The organism is Pantoea sp. JZ2 (assembly GCF_035191405.1).
Lineage (GTDB): Bacteria > Pseudomonadota > Gammaproteobacteria > Enterobacterales > Enterobacteriaceae > Pantoea > Pantoea stewartii.
Map to the genome: position 1 here is coordinate 2569357 of NZ_CP045247.1, position 22681 is coordinate 2592037.

At 55.7% G+C, this 22681-nt stretch carries 24 protein-coding genes and 2 pseudogenes; 4 read left to right on the forward strand and 22 right to left on the reverse strand.

The genetic code is table 11. The features are described 5' to 3' along the window. Positions 1–244: 244 nt before the first annotated feature. From GC087_RS12305 to GC087_RS12390, 18 genes are all read right to left on the reverse strand, one after another. Complete coding sequence (locus GC087_RS12305; RefSeq protein ID WP_110267525.1) at positions 245–1546, reverse strand: PQQ-dependent sugar dehydrogenase; 1302 nt, start codon at positions 1544–1546, stop codon at positions 245–247. Positions 1547–1558: 12 nt separating this feature from the next. Beyond that, complete coding sequence (locus GC087_RS12310; protein WP_006119106.1) at positions 1559–1966, reverse strand: DUF2231 domain-containing protein; 408 nt, start codon at positions 1964–1966, stop codon at positions 1559–1561. Between the two features lie 151 nt (positions 1967–2117). Continuing rightward, entirely contained in the window at positions 2118–2549 is a 432-nt protein-coding gene (locus GC087_RS12315) for a thiol-disulfide oxidoreductase DCC family protein (protein WP_033741374.1), read from the reverse strand. Then, complete coding sequence (locus GC087_RS12320) at positions 2500–3141, reverse strand: P-loop nucleotide/nucleoside kinase family protein (protein ID WP_039340414.1); 642 nt, start codon at positions 3139–3141, stop codon at positions 2500–2502. Before GC087_RS12320 ends, GC087_RS12315 begins: the two co-directional genes overlap by 50 nt. Then, a complete protein-coding gene (locus tag GC087_RS12325; RefSeq protein WP_054687760.1) occupies positions 3138–3575 on the reverse strand; it encodes a PTS sugar transporter subunit IIA in 438 nt (145 codons plus the stop codon). The genes GC087_RS12320 and GC087_RS12325 overlap by 4 nt, the downstream gene beginning before the upstream one ends. A 9-nt stretch (positions 3576–3584) precedes the next feature. Next, positions 3585–3854, reverse strand: coding sequence for a hypothetical protein (locus tag GC087_RS12330; protein ID WP_039340416.1), 270 nt, complete (start codon positions 3852–3854; stop codon positions 3585–3587). Between the two features lie 63 nt (positions 3855–3917). Beyond that, positions 3918–4760 (reverse strand): class II fructose-bisphosphate aldolase, encoded by an 843-nt coding sequence (locus tag GC087_RS12335; RefSeq protein WP_058701942.1) that lies wholly within the window; start codon positions 4758–4760, stop codon positions 3918–3920. Continuing rightward, positions 4747–6114, reverse strand: a complete 1368-nt coding sequence (locus GC087_RS12340; protein ID WP_033741366.1) for a PTS sugar transporter subunit IIC — start codon at positions 6112–6114, stop codon at positions 4747–4749. The genes GC087_RS12335 and GC087_RS12340 overlap by 14 nt, the downstream gene beginning before the upstream one ends. After that, complete coding sequence (locus GC087_RS12345) at positions 6107–6421, reverse strand: PTS sugar transporter subunit IIB (RefSeq protein ID WP_033741363.1); 315 nt, start codon at positions 6419–6421, stop codon at positions 6107–6109. The genes GC087_RS12340 and GC087_RS12345 overlap by 8 nt, the downstream gene beginning before the upstream one ends. Positions 6422–6430: 9 nt before the next feature. Then, complete coding sequence (locus tag GC087_RS12350; protein ID WP_054687763.1) at positions 6431–7411, reverse strand: 6-phosphofructokinase; 981 nt, start codon at positions 7409–7411, stop codon at positions 6431–6433. 526 nt (positions 7412–7937) lie between these two features. Beyond that, the gene (locus GC087_RS12355; protein ID WP_039340419.1) at positions 7938–8522 is read right to left on the reverse strand and encodes a YceI family protein; all 585 of its coding nucleotides are present in this window, start codon (positions 8520–8522) and stop codon (positions 7938–7940) included. 118 nt (positions 8523–8640) lie between these two features. Further along, on the reverse strand, positions 8641–10902 hold the full coding sequence (gene pqqF, locus GC087_RS12360; RefSeq protein WP_054687764.1) for a pyrroloquinoline quinone biosynthesis protein PqqF: 2262 nt from the start codon (positions 10900–10902) through the stop codon (positions 8641–8643). After that, a complete protein-coding gene (gene pqqE / locus GC087_RS12365; protein WP_058701944.1) occupies positions 10902–12044 on the reverse strand; it encodes a pyrroloquinoline quinone biosynthesis protein PqqE in 1143 nt (380 codons plus the stop codon). Before pqqE ends, pqqF begins: the two co-directional genes overlap by 1 nt. After that, positions 12031–12309, reverse strand: a complete 279-nt coding sequence (pqqD, locus tag GC087_RS12370) for a pyrroloquinoline quinone biosynthesis peptide chaperone PqqD (RefSeq protein ID WP_033741351.1) — start codon at positions 12307–12309, stop codon at positions 12031–12033. Before pqqD ends, pqqE begins: the two co-directional genes overlap by 14 nt. Positions 12310–12311: 2 nt before the next feature. Continuing rightward, positions 12312–13067: a pyrroloquinoline-quinone synthase PqqC gene (gene pqqC / locus GC087_RS12375; protein ID WP_033741349.1), complete on the reverse strand. Its 756-nt coding sequence runs from the start codon at positions 13065–13067 to the stop codon at positions 12312–12314. Continuing rightward, positions 13061–13987 carry a pyrroloquinoline quinone biosynthesis protein PqqB gene (gene pqqB / locus GC087_RS12380; RefSeq protein ID WP_033741347.1) on the reverse strand — a complete coding sequence of 309 codons (927 nt, stop codon included), beginning with the start codon at positions 13985–13987 and terminating at the stop codon, positions 13061–13063. Before pqqB ends, pqqC begins: the two co-directional genes overlap by 7 nt. Positions 13988–14039: 52 nt before the next feature. Further along, a complete protein-coding gene (pqqA, locus tag GC087_RS12385) occupies positions 14040–14111 on the reverse strand; it encodes a pyrroloquinoline quinone precursor peptide PqqA (protein WP_009090272.1) in 72 nt (23 codons plus the stop codon). 139 nt (positions 14112–14250) lie between these two features. Next, positions 14251–15273: a dipeptidase gene (locus tag GC087_RS12390; RefSeq protein WP_039340425.1), complete on the reverse strand. Its 1023-nt coding sequence runs from the start codon at positions 15271–15273 to the stop codon at positions 14251–14253. A gap of 185 nt (positions 15274–15458) precedes the next feature. Between GC087_RS12390 and leuA the strand changes: the two are divergent. Then, a pseudogene (gene leuA / locus GC087_RS12395) lies at positions 15459–17174 on the forward strand (2-isopropylmalate synthase). Here leuA and GC087_RS12400 read toward each other — a convergent pair. After that, a complete protein-coding gene (locus tag GC087_RS12400; protein WP_324028450.1) occupies positions 17095–17877 on the reverse strand; it encodes an AraC family transcriptional regulator in 783 nt (260 codons plus the stop codon). The pseudogene leuA and the gene GC087_RS12400 overlap by 80 nt on opposite strands. Continuing rightward, positions 17874–18725, reverse strand: a complete 852-nt coding sequence (locus tag GC087_RS12405; RefSeq protein WP_253275860.1) for an NAD(P)-dependent oxidoreductase — start codon at positions 18723–18725, stop codon at positions 17874–17876. The genes GC087_RS12400 and GC087_RS12405 overlap by 4 nt, the downstream gene beginning before the upstream one ends. Positions 18726–19182: 457 nt before the next feature. Between GC087_RS12405 and GC087_RS12410 the strand changes: the two are divergent. Continuing rightward, a pseudogene (locus GC087_RS12410) lies at positions 19183–19558 on the forward strand (hypothetical protein); the annotation flags it as partial. Between the two features lie 76 nt (positions 19559–19634). Then, a complete protein-coding gene (locus GC087_RS12415; RefSeq protein WP_324028451.1) occupies positions 19635–19886 on the forward strand; it encodes a PIN domain-containing protein in 252 nt (83 codons plus the stop codon). Between the two features lie 106 nt (positions 19887–19992). Here the strand turns inward: GC087_RS12415 and GC087_RS12420 are convergent, their stop codons facing one another. Both GC087_RS12420 and GC087_RS12425 read right to left on the reverse strand, forming a co-directional pair. After that, positions 19993–20550: an isochorismatase family protein gene (locus tag GC087_RS12420; RefSeq protein WP_039340433.1), complete on the reverse strand. Its 558-nt coding sequence runs from the start codon at positions 20548–20550 to the stop codon at positions 19993–19995. A gap of 194 nt (positions 20551–20744) precedes the next feature. Next, on the reverse strand, positions 20745–21290 hold the full coding sequence (locus GC087_RS12425) for a helix-turn-helix domain-containing protein (protein WP_205955280.1): 546 nt from the start codon (positions 21288–21290) through the stop codon (positions 20745–20747). Between the two features lie 92 nt (positions 21291–21382). On the opposite strand from GC087_RS12425, the gene GC087_RS12430 reads away from it, so the two are divergent. Next, on the forward strand, positions 21383–22558 hold the full coding sequence (locus tag GC087_RS12430; RefSeq protein ID WP_205950146.1) for a benzoate/H(+) symporter BenE family transporter: 1176 nt from the start codon (positions 21383–21385) through the stop codon (positions 22556–22558). Positions 22559–22681: the final 123 nt, after the last annotated feature.

The following is a 22681-nucleotide window of genomic DNA, read 5'->3' on the forward strand; positions in this document are numbered from 1 at the left end:
ATTTACATAACCGTGCTCCCCTGGAAGCAATCAGTTAACCACGGTGCGATGCCCGACGCTCAACACATGTATAAATATACAGTATTTTGACCAAACTTGAAGTCTTCGCTGTCACTCTTTACACTCAACCTGTGGAGAGTGCTGAGCACCTCGTTTGTCCTCCGGTTACCCGCCGCAGGACGAACAAAAGAAAAAAGGATCTGGCGTTAAGCCAAATCCTTTTTTTATGCCTGCGCAGTCGCAATTACTTCGCTGAACTGACGCGCCAGATCGTATCACCTGCATCATCGGCGATAATTAACCCGCCCTGCTTATCGCTGGCCAGGCCCACCGGTAAGCCGTGCACTTCTTTTTCATCCTCAGTCAAAAAGCCGGACACCACGGTTTGCGGTTGCCCCACCGGTTTCCCGTTTTCGAATTTCACCCAGATGACCTTGTAGCCGTTCAGTGGCTTACGGTTCCAGCTCCCGTGTTCGCTGATAAAGGCACCGCCCCGGTACTGCGGCATATTCTCTGCACCATAAAACAACAGGCCCAGTGGGGCGACATGCGAGCTCAGAGCGTAATCAGGCTTGATGGCTGTTTTGACCAGATCCGGTCGCTGCGGCTGAGCGCGTACATCAACGTGTTGACCAAAATAGCTGTAGGGCCAGCCATAGAAGCCCTTCTCTTTAACAGACGTCAGGTAGTCGGGCACCAGATCCGAGCCAATTTCGTCACGCTCGTTGACAACCGCCCACAGCTGCTTCGTCTGCGGCTCCCAGTCGAGCCCCGTCGGGTTACGCAAGCCGCTGGCATAAATACGGCTGGCACCGCTGGCGGCATCGACCTCCAGCACGGCGGCACGGCGGTATTCCGCACCAATACCGTTTTCGGTGATATTACTGTTCGACCCGACGCCGACGTACAGTTTGCTGCCATCAGGACTGGCTAACAGCGCTTTTGTCCAGTGGTGGTTAATGGGCCCGCCGGGTAATTCGGTCACCTCTTCCGGCGCGGTGCGAATCTCGGTTTGTCCTTCGCTGTAGGGAAATTTCACCAGACTGTCTGCATTTGCCACATACAGGGTATTCCCGACCAGTTGCATGCCAAACGGCGCGGTCAGATTCTCGATAAAGCGGTGTTGCTCCCACTTGCCATTCACATTACGCAACAGGGTGATGCGGTTACCACCTTTGCCCCCTTTGCCTGAGGCATTTTTTACCAGACCCGTAATCAGCTCTTTCGGCTTGGTCGTGGGTTTAGGTGTGCCGTTGGATTCCGCGACCAAAATATCGTTGTTCGGCAGCACGTAGACCTGACGTGGATGCTGAAGCTTATCGGCAATCTTCTCTATCTTCAGCCCCTCGGCGACCTTAGGCATTTCGCCGTTCTTCCACGGAACACCTTTGGGCACCTGCATCGGCGGTACCATAAAATTTTTGGCTTCCGGCAGCTCAGGATTCGCACCAATCTGTTTTTCAGGCGCGACCGACGCACCGTTATCACACCCGGCTAACAGGGCCGTCAGCGCCAACGCTATCAGGGAATATTGTGGCATTTTCATTGGGGCTTCTCCTTAAGCGATGCGTTGACGAAGGGCAAGTTGCACATTCGCCAGCAGTAGCAGTATCACCACCAGCGTTGAGAGAATCACCGCCGTGGGCACCACGGCGTACGCATCACGGCTGTGAATAAAGGCGTTGGCGATAGCCAGCAGGATAGCCACCAGCGAGATCCAGAAATGGGTTTTCTCTGGCGCGCTGCTGCCGCGGAACAGATAAATAAGACTAATTACTCGTGGCAGAACAGCAATGACCAGACCTATTGCGATTAACCAACTGGCACTGACAGACCAGAAGATGACAGTCGTCTTCATATAGACGATATCGAACAGCCAGGCCGCTACAAAAAAGCCCACCGGTAGAGGTTCGAGGAGAGCGTAAAGCGTCACGGCGATGGCCGATCGTCCAGAGGTGTTGCGCATGATTTTCTCCATTTTCAATAGTTATACAGCCCAGGCACAACGTATTACCTTCCCATTACGTTGTTAACCTGCCTGTAAAATATTAGTAAACCTGAAGAAAAATGATGGTTTTAATTCACCTTTGCAGGCGATGACGGGTAAAGCGGTGTCGTCAGGCCTGATGCGACAGGAACCGGCCTGGATAATCGGCGCGAATGGGCTGTTGCGTCGCATAGCGGCCAAACAGCCTGTAGCGGTTCAGCGCAATGGCGTCGTAAAAAAGGTTACTGAGGCGTTTCGGCAACCAGCGCAGCACGCTCATGATGCGCCACGGCAGCGGCAACTGTTGAAAAACGCGAAAAATAGCCTGCGCCCGAAGCCAGTGCTGTTCATCCCGAATGTAGACGATCGTGCTGATATTGTCGTCAGGCAGGCCGGCCCATCTCAGTAGTGCTTTGCCCTCCTCACTCTGGACGGAAGCAAAACGGACCTGCCGCGCCAGCCGGTGGCGCAACAGGAAACGCACCCATCCTGTACAAAGTTTGCACACACCATCATAAAGCACGACGCTCTCGCCCGTTTGCAGATAAGGGGGCTGTGGCATGGGGTGGCTCCTCTGTTTCATCCTCAACAGACGCAGTATAGTCCTTCTTTCCCGTATGCTGAGCCAGCCACTGACAAACCGCCGCTTCATCGATGGCCCTGGCATTAACCCGCAGCAGCGGCCCCAGTGCCATGGGTTGTGCTTCTTCCGCCAGACGACGCAGTTCCGGAAGATACTCCGCGCCGGGGTGACCCGGCATGCGTTGCGCCAGGCGAGCCTGGTAACGCGCCACCGCCTCATCGGGTGAGATCTGCATCCAGATCTCCAGCACCTCATCCACGCCCGCTCGCTGCAAACCCTGCTCCAGCACGCTTTTCGACTGAAACCCAAACCAGGCATCAATCAGAAAAACCGTGTTCACCGGTGACTGGCCCACAATATTCCAGATCGCCTGGTAAGCCGCACAGCCGAGCTGTCGGTTACGCTGACGATCGACCGGGGCGAAGCTGGACATGAAGGGCTCCTTAATGCTGTCCAGCGTTAATACCGGTAAGGTGAAACGCCCGGACAGCATCCGGGTCAGCGTACTTTTGCCCGAGGCGGGAATTCCGTTGACCAGTACTACTCGCTTACTTTCCGCCTGTCTGGTCATAAGATCTCCATGACGTCCGCCATGCTACTGGCCTGGCGTAGTTTGACCAGCGTCGCGTCATCGTCAAGCAGCGAGACAATCGCGCGAATGCCCTCTTCAATGTGGGCATTACTGTCACGGGCACCGAACATGATGACGATATCGGCCTTTTCACTGCCCCCAAACGAGATCGGTTCTGCCAGCACAATCAGACTAAAACAGTCGCGAATAACGCCCGTTTCCGGGCGGGCATGAGGAATGGCGATACCTTCTTCAAACACATAATAGGCACCGTGCGTGAGCGTGTTATCAATGACAGCCTGAGGATACGAGGCCCGAATATAGCCGCCCGCCACCAGCGGTTTGGCCGCCATGGCGATCACCTGTTGCCAGTCGCTGGCCGCAACCCCGACCTGAATGGCACTGGCTTCCTGTAATAACTGTTTAATGGTCATTACTGCTCCTTAAACTGATTTTCGCACCAGATTGCGTAATTCATCAATTTTCACAAACAGAGGATCGATGTGATCCCGGTAACGACGGCTTTTTGCATAGAGTGATAATGCCCGGTTATATTCCAGCATTAATTGTTTTTGCGTGTCGGTATCGGCGGTATTACTGGCCAGCTTCGCTTCCAGCTGCCTTATTTTCTCGCTGACGGATTCTGCCAGGCGATCCTGTTCGGCCGCATCCTGCGGTTGATTTTCCACTTTCTTTTTCATGAATCCAAACATAGCGACTCCTGCCCCGAAAAGCGCGCGGGCACTTCAGGTTTATTTACGTCGGGATAAATGGGGTTAGCGGAATAACTGCATTTTTTCCACTAATACATTGGTTACCGCATTATTAGCGGGCACCAGGAAATTACGCACGCTGTCGTTTACTTTGCCTTTTTCGAACGTGGTTTTGCACTGCGCCACCCACTGGACATTCATCTCGGTGCCCACGTTCACTTTGTCGATACCGCTGCTGACAGCCAGGCGCATATCTTCATCACTCACGCCCGTTCCGCCGTGCAGGACCAGCGGCGTCGCGGTGGCGTCGGTGATTGCGGCCAGGCGCTGGTGCTGAATATGGGCTTTCCCGGTATACAGGCCGTGCACGGTGCCGATGGAAATCGCCAGCATGTCGACGCCCGTTTCGTGCACAAAGCGCCTGGCATCCTCTACAGGGGTAAACGCAATTTCATCCATCTCCACGCATTTACCATCTTCCGATCCGCCGATTGCGCCCAGCTCAGCTTCCACGGAGACATTTAGCGGGCGCGCCATATCAATAACCCGTCGGGTATTAGCAATATTTTCCTCAAGCGGTAAATGTGAGCCATCGTACATGACCGAACTGAATCCGGCGTTAATCGCTGTCTGAATCGCCTCTAAATCAGAACAGTGATCCAGATGCAGACAGGTTGGAATATTTTTACTTTTCGCTAAAGATTTAACGGCATCGACCAGTAATTCGTGTCCGAGATATTTTGCCGTACCGGTAGATATCTGAATCATTAACGGGCTGTGGGTTTGTTCTGCCGCCTTAAAAAAGGCGGGCAGCATTTCCAGACAATGTAAATTAAACGAGCCCACTGCTTTAAAATCACGTTCTTTGGCAATCTTGAGCAGGTCAGTAAAATTATAAAGTTTCATGCACGTTTTCCTCACGGGATGAAGTGGATTTTCCGTTAACAAACCAGGCGATAGCGGTAACAAAGGCGACGAATACGGCGACGAACAACCAGTTATTCTGGAAAGCATGTCCCAAAACCAGGCCGGTACTGATGACGTCGGAATCGCTGAAGGTCACGCCGGTAAAGCCATAACTTTCCAGCATCGGCACCAGAATGGCCGGCAGGAAGGTAATGAATAAGCCGTGCACGAAGCCCCCGATCATCGCTCCGCGCCGGCCCCCCAACGCATTACCAAACACGCCTGCCGTGCCGCCTGCAAAGAAGTTGGTGAGCAGACCCGGCAGAATCATTGCCAGACCAAACATCGGGAACACCAGCATGCCGACCACGGAGCCGAGCGTGGTCGCCAGGAAACCGACAATGACTGCGTTAGGCGCATAAGGAAACATGACCGGGCAGTCGAGTGCAGGCTTCGCATCCGGCACCAGCCGCATGGCAATGCCACGGAATGCCGGAACCAGTTCATTCAGCAGCAGTCGCACACCGCTGTAGAGGACAAACACGCCCGCGACAAACTGAATGGACTGCATAAAGGCATACATCAGGTAGTTGGTGCCGCTGCTGTACTGCGCAATAAAGGCGGGACCGGCTGCCAGCGCAGGGATCAGGTACATTGGCACCATCACCACCGCCATTGACAGGTAGGTGTCCTGTAAAAATTTGAAGTTGTCCGGTAACTTCAGATCCTCCGTCGAACGTGACCCTTTACCGACAACCTTCGCCACGGCCGCCGTCAGCAGATAGCCGATGGTACAGAAGTGGCCCAGGGCAACATCGTCCGAATCGGTAATACGCCGTACCACCGGCTGGGCCAGCGCGGGCATCACGACAGCCATAACGCCACCAAAAATCCCGCCGGTCAGAATCAGCGGTAAGCCGGTTAAGCCTGCTTTATAGCCGATGACCGCACCAATCGTGGCCATCCATAACAACGCCTGTCCGGTCAGGAAGATGTATTTAAACGGCGTCAGGCGGGCAATGATGATATTGACGATAAAGATCACCAGCAGCGTCATGGCCACTTCGGAACCCAGTTCACGGTTGGCCAGCCCGGCGATGGCAGCCACATCGGTGATGTAGCCTTGCATGCCAAAGCCGTGGGTGAAGATACTGTTCAGGAAGGTCAGTGCGCCGACAATAATATTGATGCCCGCCATCATAATTAAGAAGCCGAGCAGGGTTTTAAATGTCCCTTCTACCACTTTTCCCGCAGATTTCTTTTGCAGCACCAGCCCAATCAGCGCAATAAAAGCGATAAGAATGGATGCCTGTCCCAGTAAATCTTTAACCAGAAAATTGATTACACTATTCATGATTAGCAACCTTCATATTACGTTCTTTTAAGAAAGCCACGATCTTTTGCTCAATTTCGGCTTTATCGGTAAGTTTATTTAATATAATGACCCGTTTAATCTGTTCTGGTGTGGCGTCAGCATTTAAAACATCCGCAAACGCTTTTTGCGTCAGAATCATGTCGGATTTAAATGCATTAGCTTCTGAAATTGTGGTGTGATCGATATCGGCTTCAATTTCCAGTTTTTTTAAAACGGCTTTCGCACTCATTTCGATGGCGAAACTTGAACCCAGACCACAACCACAAACACATAAAATTTTCAGCATGTTTTCTCCTCACACTATTTGCAGTTGTTTAGCGAGTTTATAATGGTGCCCTTCTGTATCGACCAGGCGTTTTTTCATGCTTATTAAGTCAATCGGAATAGGCTTATTGCTGCCGTTAATAATGACGGCTTTATTGCGCATTCCGGATTGAATACAACGAACCACTTCACTTGCCATAATGGTGCCCTGATAAATTTCTTCACAGGTGGGATCGCCATTACGCAGTCCATAACCGACAATCGTTTTGCGAATGCGCACACCGATCAACGGTTCAAGTTGCTTAATTAAGGTATCGATTGCGCCCTGAAAGCCCGGTGAATATTCACGTGTATAGCCCTCAGAGCACAGGATAATGACGCTGTTCTGTTCACTGAGGCGCTGAGTGATGCGCCCAGCCAGCGTCGCCGTCGGAATCTGACACTCGGGGATTAACGCAAAATCCGCATTCGATTTTATTGCCGATTGCAGCGTCAGTTCACCGCAGTAACCGCCGAGCAACTCGACCATAAATACCCGGCCGGTTAATGCGCGGCCCGTATTCCGCAGTTTTGCCACCTCTTTAAGTACCTGCTCACAGGCAGTTGAAAAGCCCACGGTGTAATCACTGCCGAAGACATCGTTATCAATCGTCATACCGATGCCAAAACAGTTCACACCGAATTCGCTCAGCGTATGTAAAAATTGCAGTGAGCCATCTCCGCCGGCCATAATTAATACATCAATACGCAATGCCTTAAGCTGTCGGGTGATGGTTTCGTATTCGCTGCGAATTAATTTTCGCGTGGTCCTTCCCGACTGCATAACCGGAATCGAGGTAACAGAGAAATCCACTAAATCGCGTTGCGCAATTTCCTGACAGACATTATCGAGAAGTCCCGGAATACCGCCATTAAATAACAGCATTTCCGCCTGCGTCATTCTCGCAATCTGAAAAATAAAATTATTTATGCCGGTAACATCGCCGCCGCTGATTACCATCCCGATTCTCATTCTCCATTCCTCTCTGGCTCAATGCGTCTGCGGGCTATTGTTTCGGGATACAAGCCTTATATTTGCAAGTGAGATCACAAAAACGAGAGTATTTTGCCGGGTGGATAGATTGACAGCGGGGTTAAAACAGGTGTTTATGTGAATTAAATCACAATTAATAAGCGCGCCCGGTCTGTGAGCTTCGGTTGATAAAACAACGGGTTAAATATCATCAGGCGAAGAGAAACCGTTATTTCTGGCGCGTGTCCGGATAACAAAAAAACCGCGATGCAGATTTGTGATTTTCGCCTCACTTTTCACTGTGATGCTGACGGGTTATTTTGGCGGTCAGCATAGATACCGGTTATTTCGGCAGCGAAAAAGGATTCATCTTGTCCGGTTAACCGTTCACCGGGTTTTCTTACACGCGCGGCACGATGATGAACGTTTGCGCAAAGCGAGCTGTGCTGTACCGGTGACGTTGGGTGAAGCGGGCATAAAAAAACCCGGCAACAGATGTGCCGGGCTGGAAAACATGCTGAAAGCGTTATTTTGCGTACGCTTCGGTGGAGATGGTCAGTTTGACATCGTCGCTGACCGCAGGCACGTATTTATCCAGTTTGAAGTCAGAACGCTTGATGGTGCCGGTCGCATCAAAACCAATCGCCTGCTTTTTCACCATCGGATGCTCACCCTGCTTGTTCAGCGTGGCGTGCAGCGTAACCGGTTTGGTGATGCCTTTCAGCGTCAGATTACCTTCTACGTCAAATTTGTTATCGCCTTTAGCAATGACTTTGGTGCTGCGGAAGGTCGCGCTCGGGTATTTGGCGACGTCAAAATAGTCGGCGCCTTTAAATTCTTTCGTCAGTGCAGGCACATGGCTGTCAATTTTGGTGACAGGCAAGGTCACGTCAACACGCGACTGCTCGGGTTTGCTGCTGTCGAACACCAGTGACCCCGTGGCATCCGGAATATCGGCGGTAGGATGCGAGAAGCCGAAGTGTTCCCAGCTCATAACGACCGACGTATGCTGTGGATCCAGCTGGTAGTGCATTGTCTCAGCCTGAGAAACCGGGATATACAGCGCGGCAACTGCGATCAGTGGCAGTGTAAAACGTTTAACATCTTTCACTTTTCATTCCTTTTTTTATGGCGTCACATTGAGTCTGGTGCAAAGCGGCAGGAATAAAAAGTGAAGAGATTTGGCGTAAACAATCAAAATCATTCAACAATATCGACGAGTAATTATTCTACTGCTTATCGTCTGTACGTAAGATGCGCCACGCTGATTTCTGGCTGCATAACTGGTGATGCAGCTGCGTTAACTGCTGAGTGCTGAGGGCAGCAATATCCTGTGACGTCAGTGTGGGCAGTCCGTTAGCCTGACGCAGCGCCTCGACGGTGGGTTCTTCCTGCGCTGCGGCTAACTGTGTTTTCACCCCGTCGAGATCGGCCGCGTCTGTCACGGACGTCATCTGCTGCAGGAAATCGTCGCAATACTGAATCAGCGTTGTGGCAGACAGGGTCGGTGACTGAAGCGCAAAAAGAATACCGTCGATATCCACACAACGCTGGTAACGGCAGCTGACGACATAACCGATGGGGTGTTCAACACGGTAGCGCTGATAAAATCGCGGCGCGTATAGCAGCGCCAGCGCGCGCAGGGCGGCCAGCTGTTGAGGATCGGCCAGTGGTATGAACAGCAGAATGGCGCTGTCGTCCGAGGGGTGCGGTATCCTGCTTTCGCCGCTCACCCATGCCCGCGCGGGTAATGTAGCAGAATTGACCTTCAGCACGCTGAGCTGTTGCGCAAGTTGTTGATGTCGACGGGCATTACCGCCCAGAAGGATGGCCCGCCAGCGCTGCGGCTGCACGGACGACGCCAGGCAGTAAGGCAATTGTCGTAGCAGTTCGCGTATTGCAATACCGGGAATGGCAGAGCTGGCCTCTTCCGTTGTCGGCATCAGGCAGGATAACAGTTGCGCCAGCGCCGCGCTGAGCAACGCCTCGTCGGCGGGTAAGTCCAGCGTCAGTTGCCAGACGCCCTGCCTTTCACACCATTCCCCACCGCCGCCAAAGTGACGCAGTACTGCAAACACCGGCCGCAAGGCGCTTTCGCAGGCCTGACCTGCCGCCAGGGTGCTGTACAGTTCGGGACGAAGTATCAGCGTGCCGGAGGTTTCATCCGGGTGAATGTGTGGCAACGTCACCGCGGTGGTGGGCAGCCTGGCGGGCGGGAAAGGATTAGGGCCGGGATAAAAAAACCACTTAACAGGGGGAACACTGATGTCGGGCACCTGCCAGCGCGCCAGGGTGAGCGCATAACCCTGTACGCTGCGTGATTCGCCAGCCACGTCGGCGGCACAAACCAGGGTGGTTGCTGGCACACCGGCCAGCGTTTGTAATAAGGGCGAGAGTTCGGGGCAGTCGCCCGTGGCGGCAAACCCTAAAGCCCGCGCCTGAAGCTGCATTAAGGGCGACAATGCAGCCAGCCGCCGCTGCGCAAGGTGCCAGTAGTGTTGCCGCTGCGTCGCTGTGGTATGACTCAAGGCGGCGAAAAATGACATCAACAATGCCTGTACCACGGCGGGTTGCTCACCCGTCACTGTCATCATCAGCCACTGCGTTTTTGCGGACTGATACAGCCATTTTATCTGTAGCTGACTGGCGAGCCCGCGCGCGTAGAAGGCGGCCAGCAAGCCGCCGGGGGCTTCATCCAGCAAAAACTCGCGCAACAGCGTGACACTGTCACTTAACGCCGTTGGTAACAGCCAGCTCAGCGTCACTTCGGACGGGCCGTCCTGCTGCAACATCAGCCTCCTGTCGGCCGATAATTCAACGTCTGGTGCCGGAAGACTGCCCGCATCCCGAAGGGCAAAAGGAGCAGCAAAAATCTCAGCCAGCGTTGCCAGTTCGTCCAGCGGCTGCGGCCCCTGAAGCCACAGCGTCATCGTGCCGGCGTGATAGAAACGCTGATGAAACGCCCGCAGCGCGGCCTGCAATTCAGTGACGTTGTCACCAAAAACCGCCCTGTTGCCGGTCTGAAAGCGCTGGAAACTGGCCGGTGCGATGACCGTTGAGAATATAGCCGCCTCTGCTCTGGCCGCAGCGTGATGCTGCAGCAGCCGATGCTCGGCATCAATCACAGCAATTTCCTGAGTAATGGCCTCCGGCGTTAACCGCGGTGCGCTCAGCATATCCTGCAGGCGCAGCAGACCATCAGTCAGACTGTCCGGGGCGACTTCAAAAAAAAAGGCGCTCTGGCGCGCCAGGGTGGTGGCATTCACCTGCCCACCCTGCGCCTGCACCCAGCTCATCAGCCGCCCTTCGTCGGGCCAGCGCTGGCCACCGCTGAACAGCATATGCTCAAGCAGATGCGCCAGGCCGGGCCAGTTATCAGGTTCATCGTGACTGCCCGCCGCCACCTTCACCAGCGCCGCCGCCTGCGTTGCGTCCGGCTGGTGGACGAGCGTCACGCGGAGTCCGTTCAGGGTCAGGCTGCGTGTGTGCATTACAGATTCCGCGTTTTATAGATCAACTGAGAATTGGTGCGGTTGCGGAACTGTAGCTGACCGATTTTGATATCACTGCAGTCTGCCTGACGGCGCGCCTCAAGGATTGTGCCGTGATGCGGTGACTTACTGCAGACCGGATCGGTATTATCGGCATCGCCGGTCAGCATAAAGGCCTGGCAGCGGCAGCCACCAAAGTCTTTCTCTTTTTCATCACAGGAGCGGCAGGGTTCCGGCATCCAGTCGAACCCCCGGTAGCGGTTAAAACCAAACGAGTGATACCAGATGTCTTCCAGCGACTGCTCCAGGACCGAGGGAAAGGCCACCGGCAACTGTCGCGCGCTGTGGCACGGCAGCGCCGTGCCTTCTGGCGTGACGCTCAGGAAAATCGCGCCCCAACCGCCCATGCACGGCTTTGGTCGTTCTTCATAGTAATCTGGCGTAACGAACAGCAGATTAGTGAGGCTGCCCCGCTCGTTCATCTGCGTGCGGTAGCGGTTAACGACCGCCTCCGCCCGGGCAATCTGCTCGCGCGTCGGCAATAACCCTTCGCGGTTCAGCTGTGCCCAACCGTAAAACTGGCAGGTCGCCAGTTCAACATCATCCGCCTCCAGCTCAATGCACAGATCGATAATCTTATCGATCTGGTCGATGTTATGGCGATGCAGTACGAAATTCAGCACCATCGGATAGCCGTGAGCTTTCACTGCGCGCGCCATCTCCAGCTTCTGCTGAAAGGCTTTTTTCGAGCCGGCCAGCGCCGCGTTGAGGGTTTCATCACTGGCCTGAAAACTGATCTGAATATGATCCAGACCGGCCTCGCTGAATGCGTCGAGTTTTTTCTCCGTCAGACCAATGCCGGAGGTGATCAGGTTGGTATAAAACCCTAAATCACGCGCCGCTTTGATGAGTTCGGGCAGATCCTTACGCGTCAGCGGTTCACCGCCCGAAAAGCCCAGTTGCACGCTGCCCATGGCACGGGCCTGGCGAAAGACCTCGATCCACTGTGCGGTGGTAAGCTCGCGCGCCTGCTGGGCAAAATCCAGGGGATTCGAACAGTACGGACACTGCAGCGGACAGCGATAGGTTAACTCTGCCAGCAGCCAGAGCGGTGGGTTGACGCCGGGTTTAAGCTGGGTCACGGAACTGTATCCACTTCTGTTCATAAGCTGACTGCAGGAATTCTTTCACATCTTCGCCCACGCCGCCCGCGTCCGGGAACTGAGCATCCAGCGTGGCAATAATGGAAGCGATATCCTGTTTGCCGTCCACCAGCGCCAGAATGGCCGCAGCGGTTTCATTTAACTTCGCCATGCCTTCGGGATAAAGCACCACATGGCTGTCCTGTGCCGCTTCCCATTGCATACGGTAGCCACGGCGAAAGGCGACAATTGTGTGTTCGTTCATCATTATACCAGTCGGGTTGTGTGCCAGACGGCCTTATCGGTCACGCTGTGATAAGGCGGGCGGTGAAGTTCGTAAGCCATGGTCATGGCATCCAGCAGCGTCCAGAGAATGTCCAGCTTGAACTGCAGAATCTCCAGCATCCTGTTCTGTTTTTCCGCCGTATTACAGAACTCAAGCGCCAGGGCAAGACCGTGTTCCACGTCGCGGTTAGCCTGACTCAGACGGCTGCGGAAGTAAAAATAGCCTTCTTCTTTAATCCACGGATAGTGCTGAGGCCAGCTGTCGAGCCGTGACTGATGAATCTGTGGCGCGAACAACTCCGTCAGCGAACTGCAGGCCGCCTCCTGCCAGTTAGCGCGGCGGGCAAAGTTGACATAGGCATCTACCGCAAAACGCACGCCCGGCAGGACATGCTGTTCAGAAAGCAATGCCTCACGCGTCAGCCCGACCGCCTCGCCCAGCCGCAGCCAGGCCTCAATGCCGCCATCAGCGCCCTGACTGCCATCGTGATCCAGAATACGTTGTACCCATTTACGCCGGGTGGCCGGGTCCGGGCAGTTGGCCATGATGGCCGCATCCTTCAACGGGATACTGGTTTGATAATAGAAGCGGTTCGCCACCCAGCCCTGAATCTGCTCGCGTGTGGCCTGGCCATTGTGCATCGCGATGTGATAAGGGTGATGGATATGGTAGTACGCGCCTTTATCACGCAGCGCCTGTTCGAAGGCCTGAGGCGACAGGGTTTCCGTAATCAGCATCTTTCGTCCTGCAACTGTATCGCCATTCCGTCCTGACTCACCTCAATGCCCTGTTCAGTCAGGTACTGACGCTGAGGCGACTGTTCGTCAAGGATGGGATTGGTGTTGTTAATATGAATAAGGATTTTGCGTTTTGCGGGCAAACGGGCGAGTAACGCCATCAGTCCCTGCTCTTCGGCCAGCGCCAGATGGCCCATGGCCTTGCCGGTATTTTTGCCCACGCCCGCGGAGAGTAATTCATCGTCCTGCCAGACCGTGCCGTCAATCAGCAGGCAGTCCGCCTGTTCGAGCCACGGCAGAATCACCGCATCCGGCTCGCCCAGTCCGGGCGCATACAGCAGTTTCTGGCCGTTTGCGCGGTTTTCAATAAACAGCGCCACGTTATGGCCCGGTAACGGCCGATCGCGATAAGGCGAGTACGGTGGTGCGTTACTGAGGATTGGAATCGCAGTGAACTGGAGATCCGGACAGACGTCCACGCTAAACGGCGCTAACGGGCGAATGGGCCGATGCTGTAAGCCGCCGTTCCAGTGTTTCAGCATGGTGAACACCGGGAAACCCGTGGTGAGATCGTCATAGACTTCCGGCGTGCACCATACCTGATGCGGACAACCTTCACGCAGACTGAGCAGACCGGTAGTATGGTCGATCTGGCTGTCAGTCAGGATAATGCCGCCGATCGCCGTACCGCGCAGCACACCTTTTTTGATGAGTTCTGGCGTGTGCAAAATCTGCTGACTGATATCGGGGGAGGCATTGCACAGCACCCAGTCCTCGCCATTATCGCTGACAATAATGGAGGACTGCGTACGCGGCGTCGCCTGAACGGTGCCGTTACGGACACCCTGACAGTTGGGACAGTTGCAGTTCCATTGCGGGAATCCGCCGCCTGCCGCCGAACCAAGGACTTTAATAAACATGAAAGGGACCAGGTGTTGAAACAAAATGCCCGCACAAGCGGCGGGCAAAGGATTAACGGTTGGAAATGTACAGTGTTACTTCCAGACCGAGGCGCAGATCAACAAATGTTGGTTTTTTCCACATAATTTTCTTCCTTATAAATAAACAGACAAAGAACGTACTGCAAGACAGCATCGTAACAGGGATTAAAATGCGAACCTTGTCACGCTATTTTCTCGCAGACCCCGGGGTGAAATCAACGAAAAGCCCGTAAGAAAACGTGTTAACGGATGCCGGTAAGATGTAAAACCCGCAGCCAGTTTCCCCACGTCAATTTCTCCAGCACGCTTTCATCATAGCCTTTGTCGCGAAAAACAGCGAGCAACCGGGGCAACCCACTGACATCGCCGAGCGCATCGGGCACCGAAATGCCGTCAAAGTCTGACCCGAAGGCCACATGATCGCTGCCCATTATGTTAATAAGGTGATCGCAATGTTTGACGATTTCTGTCAAATCGGTGTCGCTGTCACGTTTTCCGTCAGCACGCAGAAAAGCGTTGCCAAAGTTAATCCCGACCACACCGCCGCTGTCGCGAATCGCCCGAAGCTGATCATCCGTCAGGTTACGGGGTTGCGGACAGAGAGCATGCGCATTGGAATGACTGGCGACCAGTGGGGAAAGGCCGAGCCGCGCGGTATCCCAGAATGCCTTCTCGTTCATATGGGACACATCAATCATCATATTCAGCGCGGCCGCCTGCCTGATAAGCGCTTCCCCTTCTGCCGTCAGGCCGGGACCGGTGTCGGGTGATCCCGGAAAGCTGCCGCTAACCCCTTCGCCGAAGCGGTTTTTCAGATTCCAGAAAGGCCCAATCGAGCGCACCCCGGCATGATAAAACGCCGTCAACGCCTCGCCGTCGGGATCCAGCGCATCCGCGCCTTCGATATGGGCGACTAACGCCAAAACGCCCTCTGCGCGACAGGCGTCGATTTCTGCCGCGCTGCGGCACAGTTTTACCCGCCCCTCCGCGTGCGCCACGATACGCTGCAGCAGGTCAAGCTGCTGCCACATTATCGTCAGGGGATCATAAGGTTCTTCTGCAGCACGCGTGGACGCGACCTGCGCCAGGTAATCCTTCGGCAGAACAAAAATCGCGCACAGCCCACCTGCGAATCCGCCCTGCTGGATGCGAGGGTAATCCAGATGGCCCTCAGGCACGCCGGCAAAGAACGCCTCAGCAGGCGCATCACGATGGTGCAGCCACAAATTCAGTAACAGATCGTTGTGCCCGTCGAAAACCTGCATAGAAAACCCCCTCAAGAACATCGGGTTATGCTAACGCTGTCGCCCCGCTTCGGCAAATGGCAGCGCACGCCGTGCCACAGCCCATGAATCACGGTTGTCACTTTTGCGTATCAGGTTGTCAGTTTTGCGCGCGCCGCATGGCTGCGCTTTCGCCACACTGAGCTGACACCGAAAAGGAGAACGCAATGTTAACGAATCCCGCCGAGAAATACCGCCCTTTCCCCCTGGTTGACCTGCCTGACCGTCAGTGGCCTTCGCGGTCAATCAGCCGTGCGCCGCGCTGGCTGTCTACCGACCTGCGGGATGGCAATCAGGCGCTGGCTGAACCGATGAGTCGCGCCCAAAAGCTGCAGTTCTGGCAATTATTGCTGGACTGCGGGGCCAAAGAAATCGAAGTCGCCTTCCCGTCAGCCTCACAAACCGACTTTGACTTCGTACGGGATTTGATTGAACAGCAGCGCATTCCTGAAGACGTGACGGTGCAGGTTTTAACCCCCGCGCGCCACGATCTGATTGAGACGACCTTCTGCGCCCTGAAAGGCGCACCGCGCGCCATTATCCATTTGTACAATGCCACCGCACCGCTGTTCCGGGAACGTGTATTTAACCAGAGTAAAGCGCAGATTGTGGCGCTGGCTACCGACAGCGCGCGGCAAATCCGGGCCGCCTGCGAGGCCGCACCCGAGACACTGTGGACCTTTGAATACTCGCCGGAAACCTTCTGCTTTACCGAGCCAGCGTTTGCCCTCGACATTTGTGAGGCGGTGGCCGCCGTCTGGGAACCCGGGCCTGAGCGCCCCATGATCATCAACTTACCCGCCACGGTTGAGGTCAACACGCCTAATGTGTATGCCGATCAGATTGAATTTTTCTGTCGTCACTTTAGTCGTCGACAGGCAGTGTGCATTAGCGTTCATCCGCATAACGATCGCGGCACGGGCGTTGCCTGCGCGGAACTGGCGCTGTTAGCCGGTGCGGACCGCATTGAAGGCTGCCTGTTGGGTAACGGAGAGCGCACGGGGAATGTGGATCTGGTGACGCTGGCGTTAAATCTTTATACCCAGGGTGTTGCCCCCGGACTGGATTTCAGTGACATGGCACGCGTGATTGAGGTCGTCACCGCCTGCAATAAACTGCCCGTCCATCCGCGTCATCCCTATGCCGGCGAACTGGTGTTCACCGCGTTTTCCGGTTCGCATCAGGATGCGATCAAAAAGGGGTTTACCTGGCGCGCACAGCAGCAGGAAACCGTGTGGCAGATGCCCTATTTGCCCCTCGACCCGGCGGATATCGGCAGCAGTTATGAAGCGGTGATTCGGGTTAACAGCCAGTCGGGGAAAAGTGGGGCGGCCTGGCTGCTGGAGCAGAACCACGGTCTGCAACTGCCGCGCGCCCTTCAGCAGGATTTCAGTCGGTGTGTACAACAGGAAACCGATGCCCACGGAAAAGAAATGACGCAGCACGCGGTCTGACAACTGTTCTGTCGTCACTACCAGATTGATCGGCCCACGCTGCGTCTGATGGATGCTCAGAGCGAAAGCGAACAAGGCGAGCAAACGCGCCTGCGCGCCCACGTCCGCCATCACGACCACCTTCTCCTGCTGACAGGCTGCGGTAACGGGCTGTTGTCCGCCGCCGTCAACGCGCTGCGTCACGCCTGCGATCTGACGTTAACGATCGAACATTACCATGAACACACGCTGGGAAAACGCAGCGACAGCCGATCGGTTGCCTATGTCAGCTGTATCAATCTTCAGGGAGAGCGCGCATGGGGCGTCAGCATCGACAGCGATACGTCACGTGCCGCCCTGCAGGCCCTCCTCAACGCGGCAGGTCACTTTCTGCCGCCGGGAAGTAGTCCGTCGGTGCCACACCGAGCACACGACGAAACATCGCACTAAACGCACCGGGGCTCTCATAGCCCAGATCGAGGGCGACCTGTAGAACCGGGTCGCCCTGTGCCAGCCGGGTCAGGGAAATGGCCACGCGCGCACGGCGCACCCACTCGCTGAAATAAAGCCCGGTTTCACGTTCGAAGTGACGGGCCAGCGTCCGGCCAGACACATTAAGCCATTCGCTGGCGCGGGCCAGCGTCCAGTCACCTGCGGGCTCCGCCTGAATCTGCATGCACAATGCCTGTAAACGCGGGCTGTCGGGCACGGGCAAGGCAAAGGGCAGCACATCCATGCCGCGAATTTCATCCAGGATCAGCTCGTAAATCCGTTCCGCCCGGCTGGCGGGCGCATAGGAAACCGGTAAATCCATGGCGCTGACGATCAGCGCCCGCAGCAGGGCCGAAATTTGTACGACCTGGCAACTGGCAGGCAGATCGGCCCTGGCCAGCGGGTCCACAAACAGCACCCGGGCCGCGACCGCGCCGGTAATCTGTAAGCTATGGCGCGTCATGGCTGGCAGCCAGACGCCGCGGCTGGGCGGTACCACCCAACTGCCCTGTTCGGTTTCAACCCGCACCACGCCGCTTAAGGTATGAATCAACTGCGCACAACGATGAAAATGCCAGGGCTCCGTTGCCCCGTGCGGATAATCGTGCGCCAGCGGTACCAGCGGACGCGTGCTGAAATCGAAACTGATCGTTGCACTCATTGCGACTTAAGGTACTTATAGATCACCGCTAAATCTTCTTCGCCGTGCCCGGCCTCAACGGCCTGCTGCCAGACGCGGGCGATATTTTCCAGCGCGGGCAGTGTGCTGTCCGACGCCTCAAGCGCCAGCCGGGCATCTTTAAGCGCCCACTGCAGATGCATCTGCGGCGTGTAATCTTCGCTTTCCATCATGGCGAGCTTCATTTTGGCATACGGCGCGGCCAGCGGACCGCCGTCCAGCACCTGCCACAGATCGTGGGTTGAAAAACCAAACTGTTCAGCGAGCCGGTTGCTCTCCGCCAGACTTTGCATCAGGCCGATTAACCAGCTGTTGATCACCAGTTTCATACGCGAACTTTTGCCCGCCTCGCCCAGCCACTGCGTGCCTTTACCTATCGCGGCAAACACCGCCTCAGCAGCCTGGGCACGCGAACGGTCGCCGCTGGCCAGCACCAGAATCTGGGCGTTTTCCGCAGGCGCTTTGGTGCCGGAAACCGGTGCATCGATAAACACCACATCCGGGCGCGTTTGAGCAAAGAAGGCGATCAGCGCATCGGTTTTTTCAACGCCAATGGTCCCCATCTGACACAGCGTGGCGCCCTGCTTCAGAACCGCGTTCACCTCATGCAGCACCTGCGCTGTCGTTTCGCCATCGGATAACATCGCAATCACGACATCAGCCTCGCTTACCGCTTCAGATGCCGAATCCGCAAGGTTCAGCCCGGCGTCAACCAGGTCTTCGCCCCGTGCGCGCGTGCGGTTCCAGCCGTGAACCTCAAACCCTTTTTTCAGTAAATTCGCTGCAAAGGCGTGCCCCATGGCACCCAATCCTAAAACCGCTACGTTCATGCTGATTTCCTTGTAGTGAATAGTCAGGCCCGTGTTGCTCATACGGGTTGGCGTAAGATAAAAGGTAGCATCGGTTACCTCGTCCTTCCGTTAACGTCCGCTGTGGCTTCCCAAACCAGTTACTGACAACGCCGCCTGTCGTTCGGCCCGCAACCGTGCCAAACGCGGGAGAGATCTACCCAGGATGCCCGTCTCACGGTTACATACATCGGCTGAACATTTACGTTTTTCCAGACAACAGACAAAACGATTAACATGAGGGCGACTGTGCCCGTGGGTTCGTTTATCCCCCTATACTGCGACCTGCCGCCAGTCGTCGTGGCGTTCGCCCCGCATCGGGCTGGCGACCTCCCCCTGGATAGGCGATTTCAGGCCAAATACAGAGGGATATTAAGCGATTACGCCGGTAAAGCCTGCCGTTTTTTGTGCTGCCTGCCATCTTTTCTCTGCCGCTGACTGCGACGGCAAGCGGATGCCCGGTATCGTGCGCAACCGGGTCGATACCGGCTTAGAATCAGCCCCTGAACAGGGCTTTTATGCGGTCGCGGAATGGCGTTATATGAGCAATATTGCCGCAGATGACAGCAACACAGTGCGTGCACCTTCGTATGCCGTAACGGTGGTAAACAGCGGCTACAAATGGCTGGTTGATGCATAAACACAGGATCTGGTTGGCCGGGTCGATAATTTGTTTGACTATATGGCTCAGTCATCATGGCTCAGTCATCGTCAACGAAAGCAATGGCCGTTATTACGAATCGGTACCGGGACGCAACTACAGCGTTGGCCTGACAGTTCCAGTAAACGCAGGCGGCTGCGCAGGTGCTTCGTGACCGCTGACTCGCTCTTTCCCTTATTTTTCAGGCATGACGTTGTTACATGCCGGGATAATTTTGCGGGACGCCGCGAATGGATCCCTGCGTTCTCGCGGGGGCCGGTGGTGCTGAGGCTGACAGGACCTTTATTTCGGCCGCGACATGGCTGGAAACCAGACGCGGCATCGCGCGCCTGGCGAGGCAGGACAGTGAACAGGCGCAGCGCTTTCACCACGCGTACCAGACCCAGGTGCTGGCGGTGTATCATGAGCGGACGCTGGCAGGATTGCACGCAACTGCGCACGGCTGTATATGCCCGTTAGACGTGCTGAAACCCATGCGTTGATTGCAGCGACGGCGATGCAGCCTGATCTCATTCTGGCGACGCGTCAGCCGAAAGACGTCAGGGAATGAGCGTGATGCTGCTCATCCCCTGGCAAGTCGCTTAACCCTTACAGGGCGTTAAGTTTTGCACGCACATCGTCACAACTGCCGGTTTCCCCCAGGCGAGGAAAAATGCGTTTAATGCTGTTTTCGTGCGTGTCGCTATTTAAATCCGTCATCGCATCGACCGCTAACGTGACGTTGTAACCTAATTCGTAAGCCTGACGTGCCGTCGACTCCACGCCGATGCTGGTGGCAATACCGCAGATCACCACCTGCGTAATACCGCGTTTTTGTAGCTGATCATGAAGCGTGGTTTGATTAAACGCGCCCCAGGTGTGCTTAGTGACGGTGATATCGTTATGTTGCGGTGTCATCGCCGGTACCAGTGTGGCCCAGTTTGCCGGTAATTCGCCCTGATGCCGGGGGGATTCGGTTCGGCCCGGTGCGCCGCCCGCGACATTCACAATCACGACAGGCAGGTCTTTTTCACGAAAGGCGGCCGCCAGGGCTGCGCAGCGTTCAATAACCGGCTGTGGCTCATGCACAACCGGCAGCGCAACAATCCCCTCTTGCAGATCGATAACAATCAGAGCGGTTTTCGCATCAAGTGTGGTTAAAGCCATGGTGAGTCCTCTGGAAACAGTATAAGAAGTATGGCGCAGGCTGATGCCGCTACGCACCGCCGGTTCGCCGCCAGTGCCCGAACAGGCGCGCCATACAGGGGGAGGCAATTATAGCGTGCCAGGCAGCGCTGAACAGGCGCGGGTCGTTTCAATTTGTAAGTCAGGCTGATTAATGGGCAAACCCGATCCGGTGCTCAGCGTCGCTCGACATAGTGAATCAGGCTGTGAAAACGCAGGCGCGTATCCAGCGGATTGCGATAACTGTGGGCCACGTCCGCGCGGAACTGAAAGGCCTCGTCCCGCTTCAGCCGCCGCCAGGTATCAGCAATGCCCAGCAACAGCTCGCCTTCCAGCACCACCACCTGCTCGATCACGCCTTTTTCATGCGCGGAAGAATCACTCTGCGCGCCCGGTGCCAGCTCAACGGCAAGCAAATCAAAGCGTAGCCGATCGTCATAAGGTAACAACGGCGTCACCGCCATCTGCGCATTGTGCTGGCGATAACGGGCCACTTCCCCTTCCGCGATGGGCAACTGATGAACAAAAAACGAGAACGGGACATTAAAGCCGGTGGCGATTTTCCACAGGGTGGCAATCGTCGGGCTGGACTCGCCGCGTTCAATCTGCCCCAGCATCGCCTTACTGACGCCTGTTTTCTCAGCGGTTAACGTAAGGCTCCAGCCATTGGCTTGCCTCAGTTGTTTCAGCGCCTCGCCAAGATAGTGATGCAAATTTTCCATATTGTCTCCTGCATAAGCGCATCAGTGTAGCACTTGTGCGTTATAGCGCACTATGCGACGATGTGCGTTATAACGCACAAGAGGAAGAGACCATGTCACTGCGCCATCCGCCGTTTCCCGTTACCCTGCCTATGGTGGTGTCAGGCTTTGTCGCCGTGCTGGTCGGCTACAGCAGCACAGGTGCGATTATTTATCAGGCCGCCCAGGCGGCTGGTGCGCCGCCTGCGCTGATCGCGGGCTGGTTCTCCGTCATTGGCATCGCAATGGGAATCGCCTCAACGGGGCTTTCCCTGGCTTACCGCATGCCGGTGCTGGCCGCCTGGTCCACGCCGGGGGCGGCCTTGCTGGCCACCAGCCTGCCGGGCACGTCTCTCAATGAGGCTGTGGGCGTATTTGTTTTTGCCAATGTCCTGATTGTGTTATGCGGGGTCACGGGCCTGTTTGCCCGCCTGATGAATCACATCCCGGCGTCGCTGGCGGCTGCCATGCTGGCGGGCATTTTACTGCGCTTTGGCTTGCAGACGTTTAGCGACTTCGCCGTGAACTTTCCCCTCGCCGCCACGATGTGTATGAGCTGGTTACTGGCGCGCCGCTGGTTGGCCCGTTATGCCATTCTGATTACGCTTCTGGTCGGTGTTACCCTGGCGGTAGCCCAGAACAGTCTTCATTTTCCGGCGCAGGCTGCCCGTTTCAGCCTTCCTGCGCCTGTCTGGCCGTCGTTTTCACTGCACACGCTTATCGGTATTGGTCTACCCTATTTTTTAGTCACCATGGCGTCACAAAATGCGCCCGGCGTCGCCACCCTACAGGCACACGGCTATCGTCCGTCGGTGTCCGGGCTCATGAGCTGGACCGGATTACTGGCGTTGGTTCTGTCGCCGTTCGGCGGATTTTCGGTGTGTGTGGCGGCCATTACGGCAGCGATTTGTATGGGCGAAGAGGTCGATCCCGATCCCCGTCGTCGCTGGATTGCCGCGGCAGTGGCCGGCGGATGTTATCTGTTGGCTGGCCTGTCCGGTGCGCTGATTGCGGTGCTGTTCAGCGCACTGCCGGCTGTAATGGTGCACGTAGTGGCGGGCCTGGCGCTGGTGACGACCCTGGGCGGCAGTCTGCAACGGGCACTGGCAGAGCCTGCTGACCGCGACAGCGCGCTGTTGGCTTTTTTAATCACGGCGTCGGGCGTGACGCTTTTAGGGATCGGGTCGGCGTTTTGGGGATTAGTGGGTGGCGTTATCGCGCATCTGTTATTAAAACGTAAAACAGCGTAACATCATCTGGGCATTGGTTATTTTCCCGGCAGCGGGCGAAAAAACCACGCATTTGACCTCTTTTTCTGCGGTTTGATTTGCCATTGCCCCACGTAAAATCACCGTAATTGACGATAACACGCG